Consider the following 20,033-nt stretch of genomic DNA (forward strand, 5'->3'; position numbering starts at 1 on the left):
GACTGCCATGGGATTCGGATGCGGCGATAAGCGCCGCGGACTGTGGCGCTGAGTTTAAATGATTTCGGGCGCGATCCGTCCGTCTCTGTATCCGTGGTTTCCCCTGCGCGCCGGTGCCCGCGCCTGCGCCTGCGCGCGCGTTCTCAACCCGCGGCGCCGCCTGACGGATCGGTCGAGCCGAGCGTCGATGCACCGCCCAGCAGTCCGTGCGTGCCGCGAATGCGGCGCATGCGCGTGCGATACCAGAAAGTCCACGCAAGCAGGGCGCCGAACATGCAGTAACCGAGGATCGGCGAGACGACCAGAAAGCGCTCGATCGGCCAGGTGGCGGCCAGATACGTGCGCAGCGAGGCGTCGGCGATCAGGCCCGCGCCCCACACGAATGTGAGCAGGCGCATGGCCGCGACGAAGCTGGGGTTCTCGCTCCAGAGCTGTTCGAGCCGTCCGGCGCCTTCGCTCGTTTCGCGCGCGATCGTGGCGCGCGTGAGATAGAACACAATCGGGCGTCGCGCCAGCAGGGAAAGCAGGAACGTCACGCCGATCGCGCCCGTGGAGAAGCTCTCGCGCATCAGCAGCGCGCGCGTGCCGCCGCCGAAAGCCATCGCGACCAGCGACAGGACGATGCCGAGCAGAATCACCGCCGAGAGCGCATCGACGCGCCGGAACCGCACCAGTTCGACGATGGTCCACGCCAGCGGCGGAACCGCCGAGGCAATCAGGCCGCCAGGTTCGCCCCAATACGGTTGGGCCAGCCGGTACGCGACCCAGGGCAGCAGCAGATTGACCGCCAGTTCGGCGACGAATGCTGGACGCACTTTCATGGGATGCGCTCTCCATAAAAAAGATGAACAAAGTATGGTTCAAGCGCCGTGACTCGGCAAACGGGCCTTGCCGGGGCGCCCGGAACGCGCGCGGAACAAATCGTCTGCGCTGATGCATCTGGCGTGCCTGGGCAAGGCTGCGGCTTGTCAGGGCGCATATCGCGGCATGGCGCTTCATGCGACACTGCGAGGCTTCCGGACCTGATGCCACAGGCCGTATCCAGTCATTCCCCAGCCGCCATGTCCGACCGCCTGTCCATCCTGCCGAATGAAGTCGAACTCGTCGCCGTGCGTGCGCAGGGCGCGGGCGGCCAGAACGTCAACAAGGTATCGAGCGCGATCCATCTGCGCTTCGATATTCGCGCCTCGTCGCTGCCCGAGGTCATCAAGATGCGCCTGCTCGCGCTCGCCGACCGGCGTATCACGCACGAGGGCGTCGTCATCATCAAGTCGCAGGAGTACCGCACCCAGGAGCAGAACCGCGCGGCCGCGCTCGCGCGCCTCGATGCGCTGATCGAAAGCGTGAGCGTGACGCGCAAGGCGCGTGTGGCGACCCGGCCCACGCGCGGGTCGAAGCTGCGTCGTCTCGACGGCAAGGCGCGTCGCAGCGAGGTCAAGACGGGGCGTCAGCGCGTGACGGAGTGAGCGCGAGGGTACTGATGGTGCGTACGCGGGTGTACGCAAGGCGCAGGCGGGAAGTGCGCAAGAGCAGGCGGCGCGCGCGCGAAGGTGGGCGGGTGCGGGCGCGAGCCGCCGCTTGAAGCGTATTTAATGCGTGGTATCGGGCACGTCGAGGATCAGGATGATGGTCCAGTCGGCGTCGCCTTCGTGGTGATACTGGCGCTCCGCGACGATGAACGGCTGCTGCTTGCCTTCCGGCCCGAGGAACAGCACGTCGCCTTCCATCGGGAGGCATTCGACCGGGGGCAGCGCGAGGAAAGCCTCGGCGCCCTTGCCGCGCGGCATCAGCTTTTCGATCTTGCGGGATGCCGCTTCGGTCCATTCGATGTCGAGCTGGATGTTGCTCATGGATGTTTCTCCGCGCGAGTCGCGCACAAAAGTAGGGGATTTCGAGGTGCGCGACTTTAGCATAACCCGCGCGCGCGCCGCCCAGTGGGCGCGTTGGCGCGCCATCCTCATGCGCTGCATGCGGCGGATATAAAAAAGCCGAGGCCGGGAACCGGCGTCGGCTTTTCGGGCGTTGCGCAACGCGTCCCCAGGGACGCTGTGCCGGCGCTTTATTGATCCGCCTTCGGCGGCGCCTTGTGATGCGGGTGGCCACCTTTCTTGTGGTGTTTCATCGGTTCTTCGGCCGGTGCTTCCGATCGGGCTTGCTGGCGCGCCTGGAGATCCTGCGCGCGCTGCTCGATGTCGGCGGCCTTGGCCGGATCGGTGCTCATGATGACGCCGTTATCCGATTGTGCATAAGCGGCGCCCGTCAGTGCGGACAGCGAAATCAGGACTGCGAGGGACACTTTTTTCATCACTACCTCCGAAGGAGCGGTTTATGGACCCAGCTGGTGCCTGCCGAGCAGGATAAGGCACGTCATTCTAACGATCCTGAAGTCGTTCCCGATGACGCGGCGTAAGGTTCGGGTGCGTTTGACAACGCCTTGGCTATCGTCGGATACATCCTGGCACATCTGACCCGATCACGATTGCGACGTGCCCGCGATCCGTCGCTGATGGGCCTGTGCCGCTGGACCTCAAAACCAGCCAAGCCTGAGGTAGACGTGAAATTGCGCAATCCCGATCAATTCGTGCAAGGCGGTTTCGGCGTTGCGAAGATTCCCCAGGCGCGGCCAGAGGCCCAGACGCACGTGCCGTACTTCGGACACCGCCGGCACGGGATGCATCCCGAAGCGCTCGAAGTCGAGCATCGCGCGTGCCATGTGATAGGCGGAGGTTACGACGAAGAGGGTATCCGCGCGCTGGGCGTGCACGATGGGCGCGACATTGCGCGCGTTTTGCCAGGTGGTGAGACTCGTATTTTCGAGCACGAGATCGCCGCGCCTGATGCCTGCATGCAGTAGCCACGGGGCGTAGGTATCGGCTTCGCTCGCGTCGTGATGCTGCGGATTGCCGCCGCTCGCGATGACCTTGCAGGCGCCGCCGGCGGCGAGGCAGCGCGCCTGCAGCGCCGCCGTCAGCGCGATGCGCGCATAGACATCGTGCTGCGGGGCGAGCGAGCCGTCGCGCAGCACGTCGGTGCCGCCGCCCAGCATGACGATGGCGGTGCGTGCGCCAAACGCCGCTGCCGTTGGCGCGCCGGGATCGTAGGGACTGCGATACGCCGCAGGCTGAGCCAGATCGAGCAGCGGCTTCGCGAGCCAGCCCGACGCGAGCAGCCAGAAAAAGACGACAGCCGTGAGCGCTACAGCCCGACGTACCCGGCGCCACAGCACGAGCAGCGCAAAAAATAGCGCAAATATTCCGAATAGAATCAATTTGAATGAGGTAACGTATTGATTTCGGGATGAAGCGTGTCTCGTACGCGTGAGCGGCAGGAACGCCGCCACGACGATGATGCCGGAAGCCACGGCCTCGCGCGGTGAGCGCTCCATGAGAGCCGCTGGCGTTGCCCGACGCTTTCGCGGGGACCCGAATAACCTGCAGTCCGTGCCACGGCGCAGGATATCGGCAGGGCGCGTGGCGGGCAGCCTGGGGCGGACAGCTCCGGACTGACAGCCGCGCAGCGCTTGCCGACATTGCGCCGCAGCAGGCTCAATGGCAGCAGGACTGCATTTTAAGAAAGAAGTGAGATGACCACGTATTCCAACGAAGCAGTACTCGAAGCCTTGCGGCGGGTGCAGTATCGGCAGGTCCCGTGGGCGCGCAGTCCCAGAGTGTTCCAACATCTGCGTAACCTTGGCCTGATGGATACCGTCAGGCAGCGCACCGTCGCTCCCGCTCCGGGTTTTCACGCTCCCGTCGATATCGCCGTGCTGACCGATCGCGGCCGCGCCGAATTTGCGCGCCTGGCTCGCGACGAGCGCACGCTCCAGTGGACCGACCAGCGTACCGCCGACTATGTCGCCGAGGCGCTCGCCCAATCGTCCGACGCCACAGGCTCCGCCACTTTATAGCCGGCCAAAAAAAAGCCCGTATCGAAAGATACGGGCCTACCGGAATTACTGCTGCCACGCTGTGCTTAATGGCAATAGATAGACTGCGCGCCTGCGCGGTGGTTCCCGTCATCGTCACGCCTTCGACATCTCATCGACACGGCGACGGCGTGTAATGACCTGTTCCCGCTCCTTGATCTATTTCACGTGACTGCACTGCCGTGCAGGCCGGCACGCGCGCGCTTAACTAATCCGGGTCAATGCCCCATCTCATGGCGTGCGCGCGGCGCCTCGGGGCGCGTCGGCGGGCTGCGGCGCGCGTTATTGACGATATCGCCGCGCAGGTCGCCACGCGGAACCGGCGCAGCGGCATTGTCGGCGGCCCGGTTGCCGGTGGGCGGCCACGCGTGTGCGCCGGTTCGCGCGATGGGCCAGTGGGCGGCGCCGGGTTGCGGCGGCTGGGCCGAAGCGTCGTCCGAAAGCCACGACGCCACCTGGACGGGCAGCGCGAGCGACGCAAGCAAGGCGAGGGCGGACAGCGAAACCATGATGCCCCGATTGCGCAGAGTCATGGATTTCATATGGCCTCCCGTCAGCGCGGGGATTGGATGTAGGTGAACATGCCTCTAAGGTACGGGCGAGCGCGAAAGCATGTTGTAAATATTGGTAAATAGATGTATCGCGCGCGTCGATTCGCGCACTCGGCGGGATGGCGGCGGAAATTAGAGGTGGGATGCTAATGCGCGATGAATCGCGCCCTGGTGTGGCGGGCGGACAACGCTGAAATCAGGATGCCGGCGGCCAGGCGCCGCGGGAAATGGTCAGCCGGGCGCAAGGTGCGCCCGGCAAATAGCACGTGAGGATTCAGACCGGGCGTATTCGCGCCCACCGGATCGAGTCGCTTTGAAGCTCATTCAAAGCCGGCTCAAACCCGGTTCAAAGCCACATCAAGCCATCTTGACCGGCGCGCGCCACGATTCCGGATTGGTCCAGAAGGCGCCGCGCAGGCGGTCGCGGCTCGGCGGTGCGGGCGGCTTGGTGGCCGTCGCGCCAATACGTCCGCGCAGCGAAATTTCGCGGCCGCTCGTGCCCAGGCGCTTCACGATTTCGGCGAGCGTGCCGTCGGCCTGCCATTCGTCGAAGCGGCGGCGGCAGGTGGGCGGCGAGGGGTAGCGGCCCGGCAGCTTGGACCAGCCTTCACCCGTCGACAGTACCCAAAGCACTGCGTTGACCACGGCACGCGCTTCGACGCGAGGCCGTCCGCGGCGCTCGCTTCGTGCGGGTTCCGCACAAAACAAAGCCTCGACCAGGGCCCATTCGTTATCTCTCAAATCGTCGAACAGCATCATGTTTCACCTCAGCGAAGCTATCTCCGGTGCGCTGCCCCGCGCTGCGCACTCTTCATGTACATCCGGCCGGTTGGCGGAGTACCAGGCGGAATCGGTTGGGACGGGCCAGTCTCATCAAGCATCGGACCGTCCGCCGATCCTGTGTCTGCCTTAATGCGAGAAGCGTGCCAGCTCACACGCTTTCGTCTCGAAGCCGCGTGGCATCAAGCCCGCGCGGGTGCTTGCCAGGGGCGTATGAGACTCGAAAACGCATCACCGGGAAATCGGGACAATCACCAATCTTGTGCAAACAGGCCCGCCAGGCGTGCGTTTTCGGTGTATTGCTGCACTGCGGAGAACAATTGCCCGACAGATTCACCGTGCTGTAACGATCCAGCAAGGGTCTAAAATCGCATGAAACAAAACGATTCATGAGGTAAGCAGATGAATGTGACGTTGCGGCAGTTGCGGGTGTTCATCGAGGTCGCGCGCCTGCAGAGCTTCAGCCGCGCCGGGGACGAGATCGGCCTGACGCAGTCGGCGGTGAGCCGTTGTGTGCGCGAACTCGAAGCGGAGATGGGCGTGAAGCTCGTCGATCGCACCACGCGCGACGTGCAGCTGACCGACGTGGGCGCCAACCTGATCGCGACGATTCCGCGCCTGATCGGCGATCTGGACGACGCGCTGCGCGAGATCCGCGAAATCGGCGAGCAGCGGCGCGGCCGCGTGGTGGTGGCGGCGAGCCCGACCGTCGCCTGCCGGCTGATGCCCGAGGTGGTGGCGGCGTGCGGTCGGCAGTTTCCTTACGTCACGCTTGGCCTGCGCGATGATGTGCAGAGCGACGTGTTGCGCAAGGTGCGCTCGGGCGAGGTGGATTTCGGCGTCGTGATCGGACCCTTCGTCGGCGCGCTGGCGGCGGAGGATCTCGAAACCGAGTTGCTGGCGAAAGACTCGTTTTGCGTGGTCGTGCGCGGCGATCATCCGCTCGCGGCCCGCGACGAGGTGCCGTGGAAGGCGCTCGACGGCGAGCGCCTCGTGATGCTCGATCACGCCTCGGGCAGTCGTCCGCTGATCGACGCGGTGATGCACGAGCAGGGCGTCAACGCGCGAATCGTGCAGGAACTGGGGCATCCGGCGACCGTGTTCGGGCTGGTGGAGGCGGGCGTGGGCGTGAGCGTACTGCCCTGGCTTGCGTTGCCGGTGCCCGCCGGATCGTCGCTGCTGGCGCGCTCGCTGGTGCCGCGCGCCGAGCGCACGGTCGAACTCGTGCGGCGGCGCGACCGCTCGCTGTCGCCGGCCGCCGAAGCCGTCTGGACGTTGATCCGCGAGCTGGGCGGCGATCGCTGAGGGCAGGCGGCGCTACACTGATGCACTCCCGACGTAGGCCTATACCTCTCACGGAACCCTCGATGCGCGATCTCGACCTGTCTTCGCTGAACCCCGTCCTTTCGTCGTCCGCCGCGCCCGCCTCGGCGCGCGAGGCGGTGCAGGCGCTGCGCGCGTCGCAGATCCGCGAAGTGGCGAATGCGGGCTTCGGCATTGCCGATGTGCTGCCGTTCTGGTTCGGCGAATCCGATCGCGTGACGCCGGCCTTCATCCGCGAAGCCGCAGCTCAGGCGCTCACGCGCGGCGACACGTTCTACACCCATAACCTCGGCATTGCGCCGCTGCGCGACGCGCTCTCGCGCTACGTAGGCGAACTGCACGGCGCGACGCCCGCCGACCATATCGCCGTCACCAGCGCCGGTGTGAATGCGCTGATGCTGGCGGCGCAACTCGTGACGGGCGCGGGCGAGCGCGTCGTCGCCGTGACGCCGCTTTGGCCCAACCTCGTCGAGATCCCGAAAATCCTGGGGGCGAGCGTCGAAACCGTTGCGCTCGATTATGGTGCGCGCGGCTGGGCGCTCGATCTCGACCGCCTGCTCGCCGCGCTCAGGCCCGGCACGAAGCTCCTCATGATCAACTCGCCGAACAACCCGACCGGCTGGGTGATGTCGCGCGACGAGCAGCGCGCCGTACTGGAGCATTGCCGTCGCCACGGCATCTGGATCGTCGCCGATGAGGTCTATGAGCGCCTTTACTACGGCGCGGCTGGCGAGCGCACCGCGCCGTCGTTTCTCGATCTCGCCTCGCGTGACGAGCGCTTGATCTGCGTCAATTCATTCTCGAAAGCGTGGCTCATGACGGGCTGGCGCCTGGGCTGGATGGTCGCGCCGCGCGCGCTCATGGACGATCTGGGCAAGCTCGTCGAGTACAACACATCATGCGCGCCGTCGTTCGTGCAGCAGGCTGGCGTCGTCGCACTGGAGCAGGGCGAGGCGTCCACGCAGGCGCTCGTGGCCGATCTGCGTGCCTCGCGCGATCACCTGGCGGCGGCGCTCGCGCAGTTGCCGGGCGTCGACGTGAAAGTGCCGCAGGGCGCCATGTACCTGTTTTTCAGGCTCGCTGGCGCGCAACATAGCCTCGAACTCTGCAAGGCGTTGGTGCGGGAGGCCGGACTGGGCCTCGCGCCGGGCAGCGCGTTCGGCCCTGAAGGCGAGGGTTTCGTGCGCTGGTGCTATGCGTGCGATCCGGAGCGTCTCGACGCCGGCGTCGCGCGTCTCACGCGTTATCTGGCGTAACGCGGCGCGGCCTGAAGTGGCCAGGCGTGTGCAGAAGCGGAGGCGCCAGGCCGTCGACATGCACCCTGCATCGCGCTTGCCCGCGGATTGATACCGCATTGGCATAAACGGGCTAAAACGCGCGTCGCCGCGACTTTACGCCCCCGTGGTTTTTGCGTAAGATGGCGCTCAGTTACGCGATTCCCTGCGGGAATTTCGCTGCTCCGTCCGGCTGGGTCTGACACTTTGTCTCTCTCCAAGTGTGCAAAGCGTTGTTTAGCGGCCCCCCGGTGCGTGCTCCCATCAATATGACCGATCAGAATCGGGCGAGCGCGTCTCCAGTTCCATATCGTCTTTCGTCTGTCTGATCCGGTTCCCTGAACCTGATTTACCTTACTTAGGGTCTGACCTGGCTGCATGAATACCCAAGAGGCGAAGATCGTCCTCGAGACTGCATTGATCTGTACGCAGGAGCCGCTGAAGCTCGGCGAGCTGCGCAAGCTGTTTGCCGACGACATCTCGGCCGACACCGTCCGTAACCTGCTCGAAGACCTGCGGCAAGAATGGTCGGGACGCGGCGTGGAACTGGTGGGCCTCGCGTCCGGCTGGCGCTTCCAGAGCAAGCCGGCCATGCGTACGTACCTCGACCGCCTGCACCCGGAAAAGCCGCCGCGCTATTCGCGCGCGGTGCTCGAAACGCTCGCGATCATTGCGTACCGGCAGCCGGTCACGCGCGGCGATATCGAGGAAATCCGCGGGGTGACGGTCAACACGCAGGTCGTCAAGCAGCTTGAGGACCGCAACTGGATCGAAGTCATCGGTCATCGGGACGTGCCGGGACGCCCGGCGTTGTATGCCACGACGCGCCAGTTTCTCGACGATCTCGGCCTGAGATCGCTCGACGAACTACCGCCGCTCGACGATCCGTCGAACCAGTTGGGCGAGCAGTTGCTGGCCCAGCACGCGATCGAATTCCCGGAAAGCGAAGTGGCGCAGTTGATTGCCGAAGCCGCTTCGGAGCGCAGCGAAGAGACGCTCGCGACGGACACGGCCGACTCAGGCGCAGAAGATGCGGCTGCCGATGGGGTTCAGGACGCGACTGAAGAAGCCGCACCTCAACCGGCCGCCGTGCAGATGCATCTCGAAGAATCCGCCTTCGCGCAGGATCTCGACGCCGCGCCTGGCCGTGCGAGCGCAACGGAGTCCGCTGGCCATGCTGCCGGCGAGCCCGCAGAAGAACACGAAGACCGCCGCGATGCGGCGCAGGACGACCCCGTCTCGACGACGGACGACGCCGCCACCCGACGCGGCATCTGACGCAACAAACACACTGACGCGCCCCTGCCAACGGGGCGCGCAACCTGACATTTCGAGGTTGTTTTGACTGATATCCACGACACCGATTCGACCGACGCGTCCGAATCCGCGCGTCGCGCGTCCTCCACGCGCGATGACGACACGCGCGCCGCCCGCGATGGCGGCGAGGTCGCTGGCCCGCAGGCAGGCGAACACGCCGCCGAGGGCGAAGACCGTCCGCGCCGCGGCCTGCGCCGCGGTCCGCGCAGCCTGATCGCGCGCCGCCGCGCGGGCGCGAAGAGCAAGACCGAAGGCGCCGCGCCGCTTGAGGGCGCGCAGGACGCGCCCGTCGGCATCGAGACGCCGCCGGACGGCGTGGTGGTTGCGCAAGTGCGCACGCCGCGCAAGGACAAGGACGCGGCCGCGAAGAAAGGTCGCCGCACTCCGACCGCCAAAACGGCGGAAGGCGCGAACACCGCCGCTGCGGCAGCAAAGCCCGCGAAGGGCGGCCGTGCCGGCAAGGGCCGCGCCGAAGCGCCGGCCGCCGCTGCCGCCGAAGGCGCGCAGGACGATCTGTTCCTCTACGTGACGTCGCCGGCATTCGACGCCGACAACGGCGCCGGCACGGGCGTGCGTGCGCCGATGCTGCGCCGTGGCCGCGCCCAGCAGCAGCCCAAGCGCGTGCTGAGCCCGGACGACGACGCGCCGAAGCTGCACAAGGTATTGGCGGATGCGGGCATGGGCTCGCGTCGCGACATGGAAGAGCTGATCATCGCCGGGCGTGTCTCGGTGAACGGCGAACCCGCGCATATCGGCCAGCGCATCCTGCCGACCGACCAGGTCCGCATCAACGGCAAGCCGATCAAGCGCAAGCTCGCGAACAAGCCGCCGCGCGTGCTGATCTATCACAAGCCGACCGGCGAGATCGTCAGTCACGCCGACCCGGAAGGCCGTGCCTCCGTGTTCGACCGCCTGCCGCCGATGAAAACGGCGAAGTGGCTGGCCGTCGGCCGCCTGGACTTCAACACCGAAGGTCTGCTGATGCTGACCACGTCGGGCGACCTGGCCAACCGCTTCATGCACCCGCGCTACAGCGTGGAGCGTGAATATGCGGTGCGCGTGGTCGGCGAGCTGAGCGAGGGGATGCGCCAGAAACTGCTCAAGGGCGTCGAACTCGAAGACGGCCCCGCGAGCTTCCTGCGCATCCGCGACGGCGGCGGCGAAGGCACGAACCACTGGTATCACGTCGCGCTGGCCGAAGGCCGTAACCGCGAAGTGCGTCGTATGTTCGAAGCGGCTGGTCTGATGGTGAGCCGCCTGATCCGCACGCGCCACGGCCCGATCGCCCTGCCCAAGGGGCTCAAGCGCGGCCGCTGGGAAGAGCTTGAAGACAACGAGGTGCGCGCGCTCATGGCCGCGGTCGGCCTGAAGGCGCCGAGCGAAGAGAAGGGCGGCCGTGGCGGCAAGGAGCAGGAGCGTCGCCAGCCCGATCCGATGCAGACGTCGATGGGCTTCATCAACCGCGAGCCGGTGCTGAGCTCGCACGGCGCGATGGGCCAACCGCGTCAGCCGCGTGGCGGCGGCGCAGGCCGTCGTGGTGCGCAGGCGGGTGGTTTTGGCGCGGGTAGCGGCTTTGGCGGCGGTTTCGGTGGTGGCATGGGCGGCAACGCCGGGGGCAACCGTGGTCGCGCCAATGGTGGTAGCGGCGGCAATGGCCGCAACGGCGCGCGCGGCGATGTCGACGGCAACCGCGCACCGTCCGCCGGCAAGCGTGCTGGCGGTAACGCCGGCGGCAATGCGGGTGGCAATCGTCGTGGCCCGGGCAACAATGCCGGCGGCAACGCCGGTGGCAACCGGTCGGCCGGCGGCGGCAATCGCACGGGTCAGCGCGGCGCGCCGCGCAACCGTACGCGCGGCCACTGAGCCAACGGCGGGCGCTGCTGATTGACGGCGCCCAGATGGTTTCGCCGTGGCGGCAAGCGCCGCCACGCGCGAGTTGCACCTGACGCGGCGAACCTCGGGCCAGCTTTGAAAACGCTTGCAGCGCAGCCTTATCGGGCTTCAGGCGCTGTAGCGTGAGCGCCGCGCAGTTTGCGTTAAAGGCGAAAAAAGGCTACAATCTCGAAGTCGCTGGGCGTGCGGCTTTTATTTGCGTCTCAGGTGCGACCACCTGGCTAAGTGAGAAGATGGGCGTTTCGCCCATTTTTTTTTGGTTCGGCCGATTGTGCACGTTGTCTTTCGCGACTTCGGGCGTAATTGTGCAGCGCAACCATGCTTCACGTCAGGTCCGGCTCGCCAATCTGGGTTGAAGTGCAAGAGCGCGCGCTCACCTGGCGCGCGGCCCGCGAATCCCGAATCACAGGAAGTTGTCGGCCCGCTGCGCGAACATCTGGAGTGGGCATTGTGCAACTGACGGAACTGATTGAAACCACGGTCACCGGGCTCGGTTACGAGCTGGTCGACCTCGAGCGCACCGGGCGCGGCATGCTGGCCATCTACATCGATCAGCCCGCGGGTATCGCGATCGAGGACTGCGAGAAGGTCACGCGTCAGCTGCAACACGTTCTGTTTGTCGAGAACATCGACTACGAACGTCTTGAGGTCTCGTCGCCCGGCCTCGACCGTCCGCTGAAGAAACTGGCGGACTTCGAACGCTTCGCGGGCTGCGAAGCGGTCATCACGTTGAAAAAGCCATTGGACGGACGGAAATCGTACCGCGGCATCGTGCATGCCCCGGAAGGCGAAACCATCGGTCTGGAATTCGAAGGGAAGGCGGGACCTGCGATGCTCGATTTCACGCTCGCGGACATCGACAAAGCCCGTCTGATCCCCAAAGTTGACTTTAGGAGCCGCAAACAATGAGTCGCGAAGTGTTGATGCTGGTGGATGCGCTGGCACGCGAGAAAAATGTCGACAAGGACGTGGTGTTCGCCGCCCTTGAAGCGGCGCTTGCGTCGGCCTCCAAGAAACTCTTCGACGAGGATGCGGACATCCGGGTGCACATCGACCGCGAAAGCGGCGAGCACGAAACGTATCGTCGCTGGCGCGTCGTGCCGGACGAGGCGGGCTTGCAGGAGCCGGATCAGGAAATTCTCCTGTTCGAGGCACGCGAGCAGAACCCCGAAGCGCAGATCGACGAATTCATCGAGCAGCCGGTGCCGTCGGTCGAGTTCGGCCGTATCGGTGCGCAGGCCGCCAAGCAGGTGATCCTGCAGAAGGTCCGTGACGCCGAGCGCGAACAGATCCTGAACGACTTCCTCGAGCGCGGCGAAAGCATCATGACCGGCACGGTCAAGCGCATGGACAAGGGCAATTTCATCGTCGAATCGGGCCGTGTCGAAGCGCTGCTGCGCCGCGATCAGCTGATTCCGAAGGAAAACCTGCGCGTGGGCGACCGCGTGCGCGCCTGGATCGGCAAGGTCGACCGCACCGCGCGCGGCCCGCAGATCGAACTCTCGCGCACGGCGCCCGAGTTCCTGATGAAGCTGTTCGAGATGGAAGTGCCGGAAATCGAGCAAGGTCTTCTCGAAATCAAGGCGGCGGCGCGCGATCCGGGCGTGCGCGCCAAGATCGGCGTGGTGGCTTACGACAAGCGCATCGATCCGATCGGCACCTGCGTCGGTATCCGCGGTTCGCGCGTGCAGGCCGTGCGTAACGAGCTCGGTGGCGAAAACGTCGACATCGTGCTATGGTCGGAAGATCCCGCCCAGTTCGTGATCGGCGCGCTCGCGCCGGCTGCCGTGCAGTCGATCGTCGTCGACGAAGAAAAGCACTCGATGGATGTCGTCGTCGATGAAAGCGAACTCGCAGTCGCCATCGGCCGTAGCGGCCAGAACGTGCGTCTTGCCGGCGAGCTGACCGGCTGGCAGATCAACATCATGACGCCGGATGAATCTGCGCAGAAGCAGAACCAGGAGCGCACGGTGCTGCGCGACCTGTTCATGGCGCGTCTCGACGTCGATGAGGAAGTCGCCGACATCCTGATCGACGAAGGCTTCACGAGCCTCGAAGAGATCGCCTACGTGCCCCTCAACGAAATGCTGGAAATCGAGGCGTTCGACGAGGACACCGTGCACGAACTGCGTAACCGCGCGCGCGATGCCCTGCTCACGCAGGCGATCGCGAACGAGGAAAAGGTGGAAAGCGCCGCGCTGGACCTCAAGAGTCTGGACGGCATCGACCCGGAGTTGCTCGCGAAGCTGGCGCAGCACGAAGTTCACACCCGCGACGAGCTCGCCGAGCTGGCCGTGGACGAACTGACCGAAATGACGGGAATGGAAGAGGACGCCGCCAAGGCGTTGATCATGAAGGCACGTGAGCACTGGTTCGAGTGACCTGAGGGGAGCATTCCCCAGGTGATTCTCCAGGGCGTGACGAGCAGGAAGCGACCATGACCCACTGAACTGATCGCGGCCGCCCCGCAGCTGGCAACAATAGCGCGGGGCAAACGGTGCCGCATGACCCGATGTCAACCGCAAGGAATCGATCCTTGCATTAAGAGGAATGAATGGCGAGTAACAACGTAGCCCAATTTGCCGCGGAACTGAAGATGCCTGCCGGCGTGCTGCTCGAGCAGCTGCAGGCGGCGGGCGTCACGAAAGCGAGCGAAGCTGACTCCTTGTCCGAAACGGACAAGGCGCGTCTGCTCGACCACTTGCGCAAGTCTCACGGCTCGACTGATGCAGACAAGCGCAAGATCACGCTGACGAAGCGGCATACGTCGGAAATCAAGCAGTCCGATTCCACGGGTAAGGCTCGCACCATTCAGGTCGAGGTGCGCAAGAAGCGCACTTTCGTCCGCCGCGACGAATCCGCCGAACAGGCGGACGCATCGAATCATGCCACCGACGCCGCAGCCGCCGCCGAAGAGGCGGAACTGCAGCGCCGTGAAGAAGAAGCTCGCCGCGAGGCCGAGCTTCTGGAGCGTCAGGCTCAGGAACTCAAGGAGCGTCAGGAGCTTCTCGCGCGTGAAGAGGCCGAGCGCCGCGAACGCGAGGAAGCCGCCGAGGCGCAACGCCGCCGTGCCGAAGAAGAGGCCGCCAATAAAAAGGCCGCGGCAGATGCCGCTGCGCGCGAACTGGCCGCTCAGGCCGTCGCCGCCCAGCGCAATGCCGAAGCAGAAGCGAAGGACGTGAAGCAACAGCAAGACGATGATCGCGCCGCCGCCGAGCGCGCCGCGCAGCGCGAAGCCGCGCAGAAGGCTGAAGTAGCCGCGCGCGAAGCCGCCGAAAAGGCGCAGAAAGAACAGGACGAGATCGCTCGCCGCCGTGCGGCTGCAGAAGCCGAAGCGCGCGCGATCCGTGAAATGATGAACACGCCGCGCAAGGCGCAGGTCAAGGCGGTCGAACCGCCGAAGCCCGTCGAGCCGCCCAAGCCTGCCGAAGCCAAGGGCACGCTGCACAAGCCGGCCCGTCCGGAAGGTGCGGCGGCACGTCCGGCAGCCGGCGCGGGTGCGAAGAAGCCGGCCACCACGGCCGCGCCTTCGACCAGCGCGCCGGGTGCCGGCGCGGGTGACCGCAACAAGAAGCCGGGCGCAGGCAAGGGCGGCTGGCAGGACGACGCCTCGAAGCGCCGCGGCATCAAGACGCGTGGCGATTCGTCGGGCGGCGTGGACCGCGGCTGGCGTGGCGGCCCGAAGGGCCGTGGCCGTCATCAGGACAGCGCATCGTCGTTCCAGGCGCCGACCGAGCCGATCGTGCGTGAAGTGCACGTGCCGGAAACCATCACCGTGGCTGACCTCGCGCACAAGATGTCCGTGAAGGCGTCGGAAGTCATCAAGGTGATGATGAAGATGGGCCAGATGGTCACCATCAACCAGATGCTGGACCAGGAAACGGCGATGATCATCGTCGAGGAACTGGGCCACCATGCCGTCGCTGCGAAGCTCGACGACCCGGAAGCGCTGCTGGTCGAAGGCCAGACCACCGTCACGGACGCAGAGCAACTGCCGCGTCCGCCGGTCGTCACGGTCATGGGTCACGTCGACCACGGCAAGACCTCGCTGCTCGACTACATCCGCCGCGCCAAGGTCGCAGCGGGCGAAGCCGGCGGCATTACGCAGCACATCGGCGCTTACCACGTCGAAACGCCGCGTGGCGTCATCACGTTCCTCGACACGCCGGGTCACGAGGCCTTCACGGCCATGCGTGCCCGCGGTGCGAAGGCAACCGACATCGTCATTCTGGTGGTCGCAGCCGACGACGGCGTGATGCCGCAGACGAAGGAAGCGATCGCCCACGCCAAGGCCGCGGGTGTGCCGCTGGTCGTGGCGATCAACAAGATCGACAAGCCGGATGCCAATCCTGAGCGCGTCAAGCAGGAACTCGTCGCCGAAGGCGTCGTGCCGGAAGAATACGGCGGCGACTCGCCGTTCGTGCCGGTGTCGGCAAAGGCCGGTACGGGTATCGACGAACTGCTCGAAAACGTCTCGCTGCAGGCGGAAGTGCTGGAGCTGAAGGCTCCGGTCGAAGCCCCGGCCAAGGGTCTCGTCATCGAAGCGAAGCTCGACAAGGGTAAGGGCCCGGTCGCAACGATCCTCGTCCAGTCCGGCACGCTCAAGCGTGGCGACGTCGTGCTGGCAGGCAGCGCCTATGGCCGCGTGCGTGCGATGCTCGACGAAACCGGCAAGCCGACCAAGGAAGCCGGCCCGTCGATCCCGGTCGAAATCCAGGGTCTGTCGGAAGTGCCGGGCGCAGGCGAAGAAGTCATGGTGCTGCCGGACGAGCGCAAGGCGCGTGAAATCGCCCTGTTCCGTCAAGGCAAGTTCCGCGACGTCAAGCTGGCCAAGCAGCAGGCCGCCAAGCTCGAAAACATGCTCGAGCAGATGGCGGAAGGCGAAGTGCAAAACCTGCCGCTTATCGTCAAGGCCGACGTGCAAGGTTCGCAGGAAGCGCTGGTGCAATCGCTCGTCAAGCTGTCGACCAGCGAAGTGCGCGTGCAGATCGTGCACAGCGCGGTCGGCGCGATCAGCGAGTCGGACGTCAACCTGGCGACGGCTTCGAAGGCCGTCATCATCGGCTTCAACACGCGTGCGGATGCACAGGCGCGTAAGGTTGCCGAGTCGAACGGCATCGATATCCGCTACTACAACATCATCTATGACGCAGTGGATGAGGTGAAGGCGGCGATGTCCGGCATGCTCGCGCCGGAGAAGCGCGAGACCGTGACGGGCATGGCGGAAGTGCGCCAGGTGATCCGCGTGCCGAAGGTCGGCCTGATCGCGGGTTGTATGGTCACGGACGGTTTCGTCAAGCGTTCGTCGTCGGTGCGCGTGATCCGCAACAATGTGGTCATCCACACTGGCGAACTCGACTCGCTCAAGCGCTTCAAGGACGACGTCAAGGAAGTCAAGCAAGGCTTCGAATGCGGTATGTCGATCAAGAACTTCAACGACATCGCCGAAGGCGACCAGTTCGAAGTGTTCGAGATCACGGAAGTCGCGCGTACGCTGTAATACAGCGGCGCACGCGGGCAGGCCTGGTAACCCGGGCCGCTCGCGGGCTTACCCGAAAAGGGGCGGGGCGGGCGCTAGCCAGCCCCGCCCTTTGTTTTTTGTCCGACAGTTTTTTGCGCGGCTGCGCGCGACGGAATGCTCCGGTTTCCGATCGCGGCGCGCCGCAACGAATGCCGCCACAGAGGTGGAATCATCATGCCGAAAAAACGTACTTCCCCGAATCGCAACGTGCAGATCGCCGATCAGATCCAGCGCGATCTTTCCGAACTGATGCGCGAAGTGAAAGATCCGCGCGTGGGTCTCGTGACGATCCAGAGCGTCGAACTGACGCCGGACTACGCGCACGCCAAGGTCTATTTCACGACGCTCACGGGCGATCCGCAGCAGACCCAGGACGGCCTGAACCATGCCGCAGGCCATCTGCACAACCAGCTCTTCAAGCGCCTGCATATCCATACGGTGCCGACGCTGCATTTCCACTACGACCAGTCGGTCGAGAAGGGCGTGGCGATGTCGCGCCTGATCGACGAGGCGAACGCTTCGCGCGCGAAGGACGATTGATCTCGCCAGCATGACTGCATCTTCGAAGAAGAATCAGGGCGAGCAGCGTCCCAAGGTGCCGCGTCGCCTGCTCGACGGCGTGCTGCTGCTGGACAAGCCCGTTGGCCTGTCGAGCAACGATGCGCTGATCCGCGCGAAGCGCCTTTATCGCGTGAAGAAGGCGGGCCACACGGGCACGCTCGATCCGCTCGCTTCGGGTCTGCTGCCGCTTTGCTTCGGCGAGGCGACCAAGTTTTCGCAGGACCTGCTCGAAGCCGACAAGACCTACGAGGCGACCATGCGCCTCGGTATCCGCACGACGACGGGCGACGCCGAAGGCGAGGCCGTCGACACGCGCGAGGTGACTTGCGACGAAGCGGCGGTACGGGACGCCATGGCGCGGTTTCTCGGCGATATCGTGCAGATTCCGCCGATGTACTCGGCGCTCAAGCGCGACGGCAAGCCGCTCTACGAATACGCGCGCGCCGGCCAGACGGTCGAGCGCGAAGGGCGTAACGTGACGATTCTCGCGCTCGACATGATCGCGTGCGCGTTGCCCGATGTGACCTTTCGCGTGACCTGCACCAAGGGCACGTATGTGCGCACGCTCGCCGAGGATATCGGCGAAGCGCTTGGCTGCGGCGCGCATCTCGTGATGCTGCGTCGCACGGGCGTGGGCGCGCTCACGCTCGAACATGCGGTGACGCTCGACGCGCTCACTGCCGCCGACGAACCCGCGCGCGACGCGTGGCTGCAACCGGTGGACGCGTTGCTCTCGACGTTCCCGCTCGTCACGCTCGACGCCGAATCGGCGCGACGCTTCACGCATGGCCAGCGCTTGCCGCTCAACGCGCTCACGCTCGATCGCCAGGTCTGCGAAGCCGCCGATCGCGTGCGCGTCTATGACGAGGCCGGGCGGCTGCTGGGCGTGGCGAAGGCTGGCAGCGGCGTGCTGGCGCCGGAGCGTCTCGTGGTGAGCGGGGTGGCCTGAAGTCGGCACACAAGCGCGCACGACTGATCGCACAAGCAATAAAAAACGGCACGCCGGTTTAACCGGACGTGCCGTTTTCGTTGGGGCGCTCAACGCGAGCGCACCCATCAAGCCATCAATGTGCCGCCGAAGCCGCCGCGCCCGCATCGGCGCCGCCCGCGCGCTCGGGGCGCGTGATCCAGATCAGCGCGATCAGCACGATGAAAATCACCGAGGAAATCCAGAACAGATCGTTCACGCCGAGCTGCGCGGCCTGCTGCGTCACCATGCGATCGAACATCCCATGCGCCTGCGACGGGTCGAGTCCCACGGAGTTCTGCATCTGCTGCATCGACTGGTTGAACACCGGGCTGGTCGGCGTGGCCTGCTCGGTCAGACGCGCGTGATGGAAGATCGTGCGATGGTCCCACGCGGTTTCGAAAATCGAGGTGCCGATGCCGCCGCACATGATCCGCACGAAGTTCGACAGACCCGACGCCGCCGGAATCCGGTTGCCCGGCAAGCCCGAGAGCGTGATCGAGACGAGCGGGATGAACAGACCCGCCATGCCGATGCCCTGGATCAGCGTCGGCACCGTGAGCGCCCACGTGTCCACGCCGGTCGTGTACTGCGAGCGCAGCCAGAAGCACAGCGCGAACACCACGAACGCGGTGGTCGCGATATAGCGCGGGTCGGTGCGCGGCAGGATCTTGCCCGTGATCGGCGAGAGCAGGATCGCGAAGAAGCCCACGGGCGCCATCACGAGACCCGCATCGGTCGCGGTGTAGCCGAGATCGGTCTGCAGCCAGAGCGGCAGCAGCACGAGATTGCCGAAGTAGAGGCCGTAACCTACCGACAGCGCGACCGTGCCGCCCGTGAAGTTGCGCCGCGCGAACAGCGAAAGATCGACGACCGGATGTTCGGCGGTCAGCTCCCAGATCACGAAGAACGCGAACGAAATCACGGCGGTCAGCGCCAGCACGATGATGGTCGTCGACGAGAACCAGTCGAGATCCTTGCCCTTGTCGAGCATGATCTGCAGCGAGCCGACCCAGAGGATCAGGAGGCCCAGACCCACGCCGTCGATCGGCGCCTTGCGGATCACCGAGTCGCGGGTGCGGAAGATCATCCAAGTGGCGATCGCGGCGACGATGCCCACCGGAATGTTCACGTAGAAGATCCACGGCCACGAGATGTTGTCCGAGATCCAGCCACCGAGAATCGGGCCCGCCACCGGTGCGATCAGCGTGGTCATCGACCACATCGACAGCGCCATGGGCGCCTTGGCGCGCGGATAACTCGCGAGCAGGAGCGTCTGCGAGAGCGGGATCATCGGGCCCGCCACGGCGCCCTGCAGCACGCGCGCGGCGAGCAGGAAGGGCAGCGTAGGCGCCAGGCCGCACAGCCACGACGAGATCACGAACAGAATGATCGACGCCATGAACAGGCGCACCTGGCCGATGCGCTCGGTGAGCCAGCCCGTGAGCGGCACGGAGATGGCGTTGGCGACCGCGAACGAGGTGATGACCCACGTGCCCTGATCGGAGGCGACGCCAAGGTCCCCTGAGATCGACGGGATCGAGACGTTCGCGATCGAGGTGTCCAGCACGTTCATGAACACCGCGAGCGAGACCGCGATGGTGCCGAACACGAGTTGCGCGCCTTGCAGCGGTGGATGGACGACGGGTTGTTGTGCTGCTGCCATTGAGTGCTTTGTTATGTGCTGCCAAGTGCGGCTAACTTGCGGCTTCGTATTCGGCTTGTTGCGGCTTGGAGCGGCTTTACATCAGCCGTGCGCGGGCTTCGTCGCCTGCACATTGGCCGACGACACCTGCTTCGCATTCGGGCCTGCGTTCTCCGCGATAATGCGGGCGATTTCCGCATCGGCTTCGTCGCCGTACTTCTCGAACACGTCGGTCTGATAGACCGTGTTCTGCGCGTTGCCGAGCTGGCTGCCCGT

Annotated in this window: 18 protein-coding genes and 2 pseudogenes; 12 read left to right on the forward strand and 8 right to left on the reverse strand. The window is 65.5% G+C overall.

The genetic code is table 11. From position 1 onward, the window contains the following. Positions 1–143 precede the first annotated feature (143 nt). A complete protein-coding gene (locus tag B0G62_RS28390) occupies positions 144–821 on the reverse strand; it encodes a VC0807 family protein (RefSeq protein ID WP_227473032.1) in 678 nt (225 codons plus the stop codon). A gap of 240 nt (positions 822–1,061) precedes the next feature. Between B0G62_RS28390 and arfB the strand changes: the two genes are divergently transcribed. Then, entirely contained in the window at positions 1,062–1,466 is a 405-nt protein-coding gene (gene arfB / locus B0G62_RS28395; protein ID WP_103707500.1) for an alternative ribosome rescue aminoacyl-tRNA hydrolase ArfB, read from the forward strand. Positions 1,467–1,589: 123 nt separating this feature from the next. Here arfB and B0G62_RS28400 read toward each other — a convergent pair whose 3' ends face one another. The 3 genes from B0G62_RS28400 to B0G62_RS28410 form a co-directional block, all read right to left on the reverse strand. Then, positions 1,590–1,850 (reverse strand): DNA-binding protein, encoded by a 261-nt coding sequence (locus B0G62_RS28400; RefSeq protein WP_103707501.1) that lies wholly within the window; start codon positions 1,848–1,850, stop codon positions 1,590–1,592. Positions 1,851–2,059: 209 nt separating this feature from the next. Beyond that, positions 2,060–2,305, reverse strand: a complete 246-nt coding sequence (locus B0G62_RS28405) for a hypothetical protein (RefSeq protein WP_103707502.1) — start codon at positions 2,303–2,305, stop codon at positions 2,060–2,062. A 222-nt stretch (positions 2,306–2,527) separates the two neighbouring features. Beyond that, positions 2,528–3,268, reverse strand: coding sequence for a YdcF family protein (locus B0G62_RS28410; protein WP_244193410.1), 741 nt, complete (start codon positions 3,266–3,268; stop codon positions 2,528–2,530). Positions 3,269–3,583: 315 nt separating this feature from the next. On the opposite strand from B0G62_RS28410, the gene B0G62_RS28415 reads away from it, so the two are divergent. Beyond that, positions 3,584–3,907, forward strand: a complete 324-nt coding sequence (locus B0G62_RS28415; RefSeq protein WP_103707504.1) for a hypothetical protein — start codon at positions 3,584–3,586, stop codon at positions 3,905–3,907. 236 nt (positions 3,908–4,143) lie between these two features. On the opposite strand, the gene B0G62_RS28420 is transcribed toward B0G62_RS28415, so the two are convergent. Both B0G62_RS28420 and B0G62_RS28425 read right to left on the reverse strand, forming a co-directional pair. After that, positions 4,144–4,467 carry a hypothetical protein gene (locus B0G62_RS28420; protein WP_103707505.1) on the reverse strand — a complete coding sequence of 108 codons (324 nt, stop codon included), beginning with the start codon at positions 4,465–4,467 and terminating at the stop codon, positions 4,144–4,146. Positions 4,468–4,836: 369 nt separating this feature from the next. Further along, a pseudogene (locus B0G62_RS28425) lies at positions 4,837–5,232 on the reverse strand (transposase); the annotation flags it as partial. A gap of 426 nt (positions 5,233–5,658) precedes the next feature. Here B0G62_RS28425 and B0G62_RS28430 point away from each other — a divergent pair. The 10 genes from B0G62_RS28430 (at position 5,659) to truB (ending at position 18,094) form a co-directional block, all read left to right on the forward strand. Then, positions 5,659–6,561: a LysR family transcriptional regulator gene (locus tag B0G62_RS28430; protein WP_103707506.1), complete on the forward strand. Its 903-nt coding sequence runs from the start codon at positions 5,659–5,661 to the stop codon at positions 6,559–6,561. A gap of 62 nt (positions 6,562–6,623) precedes the next feature. Beyond that, positions 6,624–7,835, forward strand: coding sequence for a pyridoxal phosphate-dependent aminotransferase (locus B0G62_RS28435; RefSeq protein WP_103707507.1), 1,212 nt, complete (start codon positions 6,624–6,626; stop codon positions 7,833–7,835). A gap of 396 nt (positions 7,836–8,231) precedes the next feature. Next, complete coding sequence (scpB, locus tag B0G62_RS32770; protein ID WP_103707508.1) at positions 8,232–9,131, forward strand: SMC-Scp complex subunit ScpB; 900 nt, start codon at positions 8,232–8,234, stop codon at positions 9,129–9,131. 63 nt (positions 9,132–9,194) lie between these two features. Further along, complete coding sequence (gene rluB, locus B0G62_RS28445) at positions 9,195–11,033, forward strand: 23S rRNA pseudouridine(2605) synthase RluB (protein WP_103707509.1); 1,839 nt, start codon at positions 9,195–9,197, stop codon at positions 11,031–11,033. A gap of 152 nt (positions 11,034–11,185) precedes the next feature. Continuing rightward, a complete protein-coding gene (locus B0G62_RS31490; protein ID WP_146055376.1) occupies positions 11,186–11,419 on the forward strand; it encodes a hypothetical protein in 234 nt (77 codons plus the stop codon). Positions 11,420–11,513: 94 nt separating this feature from the next. Beyond that, entirely contained in the window at positions 11,514–11,972 is a 459-nt protein-coding gene (rimP, locus tag B0G62_RS28450; RefSeq protein ID WP_065061251.1) for a ribosome maturation factor RimP, read from the forward strand. After that, complete coding sequence (nusA, locus tag B0G62_RS28455) at positions 11,969–13,444, forward strand: transcription termination factor NusA (protein WP_103707510.1); 1,476 nt, start codon at positions 11,969–11,971, stop codon at positions 13,442–13,444. The genes rimP and nusA overlap by 4 nt, the downstream gene beginning before the upstream one ends. Before the next feature lie 173 nt (positions 13,445–13,617). Next, entirely contained in the window at positions 13,618–16,563 is a 2,946-nt protein-coding gene (gene infB, locus B0G62_RS28460; RefSeq protein WP_103707511.1) for a translation initiation factor IF-2, read from the forward strand. A 195-nt stretch (positions 16,564–16,758) separates the two neighbouring features. Then, positions 16,759–17,124, forward strand: coding sequence for a 30S ribosome-binding factor RbfA (gene rbfA / locus B0G62_RS28465; RefSeq protein WP_103707512.1), 366 nt, complete (start codon positions 16,759–16,761; stop codon positions 17,122–17,124). 10 nt (positions 17,125–17,134) lie between these two features. Further along, positions 17,135–18,094, forward strand: coding sequence for a tRNA pseudouridine(55) synthase TruB (gene truB, locus B0G62_RS28470; RefSeq protein ID WP_103707513.1), 960 nt, complete (start codon positions 17,135–17,137; stop codon positions 18,092–18,094). Positions 18,095–18,209: 115 nt separating this feature from the next. Here the strand turns inward: truB and B0G62_RS28475 are convergent, their stop codons facing one another. Next, positions 18,210–19,778 carry a DHA2 family efflux MFS transporter permease subunit gene (locus tag B0G62_RS28475; RefSeq protein ID WP_103707514.1) on the reverse strand — a complete coding sequence of 523 codons (1,569 nt, stop codon included), beginning with the start codon at positions 19,776–19,778 and terminating at the stop codon, positions 18,210–18,212. 81 nt (positions 19,779–19,859) lie between these two features. Next, positions 19,860–20,033, reverse strand: a pseudogene (locus tag B0G62_RS28480) (EmrA/EmrK family multidrug efflux transporter periplasmic adaptor subunit); the annotation flags it as partial.

The sequence above is a fragment of the Paraburkholderia eburnea genome (assembly GCF_002917095.1).
GTDB lineage: Bacteria > Pseudomonadota > Gammaproteobacteria > Burkholderiales > Burkholderiaceae > Paraburkholderia > Paraburkholderia eburnea.

Coding starts and splice junctions, on each gene's coding strand:
- B0G62_RS28390 (WP_227473032.1), bottom strand. CDS start 821: ATGAAAGTGCGTCCAGCATTCGTCGCCGAACTGGCGGTCAATCTGCTG.
- arfB (WP_103707500.1), top strand. CDS start 1,062: ATGTCCGACCGCCTGTCCATCCTGCCGAATGAAGTCGAACTCGTCGCC.
- B0G62_RS28400 (WP_103707501.1), bottom strand. CDS start 1,850: ATGAGCAACATCCAGCTCGACATCGAATGGACCGAAGCGGCATCCCGC.
- B0G62_RS28405 (WP_103707502.1), bottom strand. CDS start 2,305: ATGAAAAAAGTGTCCCTCGCAGTCCTGATTTCGCTGTCCGCACTGACG.
- B0G62_RS28415 (WP_103707504.1), top strand. CDS start 3,584: ATGACCACGTATTCCAACGAAGCAGTACTCGAAGCCTTGCGGCGGGTG.
- B0G62_RS28420 (WP_103707505.1), bottom strand. CDS start 4,467: ATGAAATCCATGACTCTGCGCAATCGGGGCATCATGGTTTCGCTGTCC.
- B0G62_RS28430 (WP_103707506.1), top strand. CDS start 5,659: ATGAATGTGACGTTGCGGCAGTTGCGGGTGTTCATCGAGGTCGCGCGC.
- B0G62_RS28435 (WP_103707507.1), top strand. CDS start 6,624: ATGCGCGATCTCGACCTGTCTTCGCTGAACCCCGTCCTTTCGTCGTCC.
- scpB (WP_103707508.1), top strand. CDS start 8,232: ATGAATACCCAAGAGGCGAAGATCGTCCTCGAGACTGCATTGATCTGT.
- nusA (WP_103707510.1), top strand. CDS start 11,969: ATGAGTCGCGAAGTGTTGATGCTGGTGGATGCGCTGGCACGCGAGAAA.
- infB (WP_103707511.1), top strand. CDS start 13,618: ATGGCGAGTAACAACGTAGCCCAATTTGCCGCGGAACTGAAGATGCCT.
- rbfA (WP_103707512.1), top strand. CDS start 16,759: ATGCCGAAAAAACGTACTTCCCCGAATCGCAACGTGCAGATCGCCGAT.
- truB (WP_103707513.1), top strand. CDS start 17,135: ATGACTGCATCTTCGAAGAAGAATCAGGGCGAGCAGCGTCCCAAGGTG.
- B0G62_RS28475 (WP_103707514.1), bottom strand. CDS start 19,778: ATGGCAGCAGCACAACAACCCGTCGTCCATCCACCGCTGCAAGGCGCG.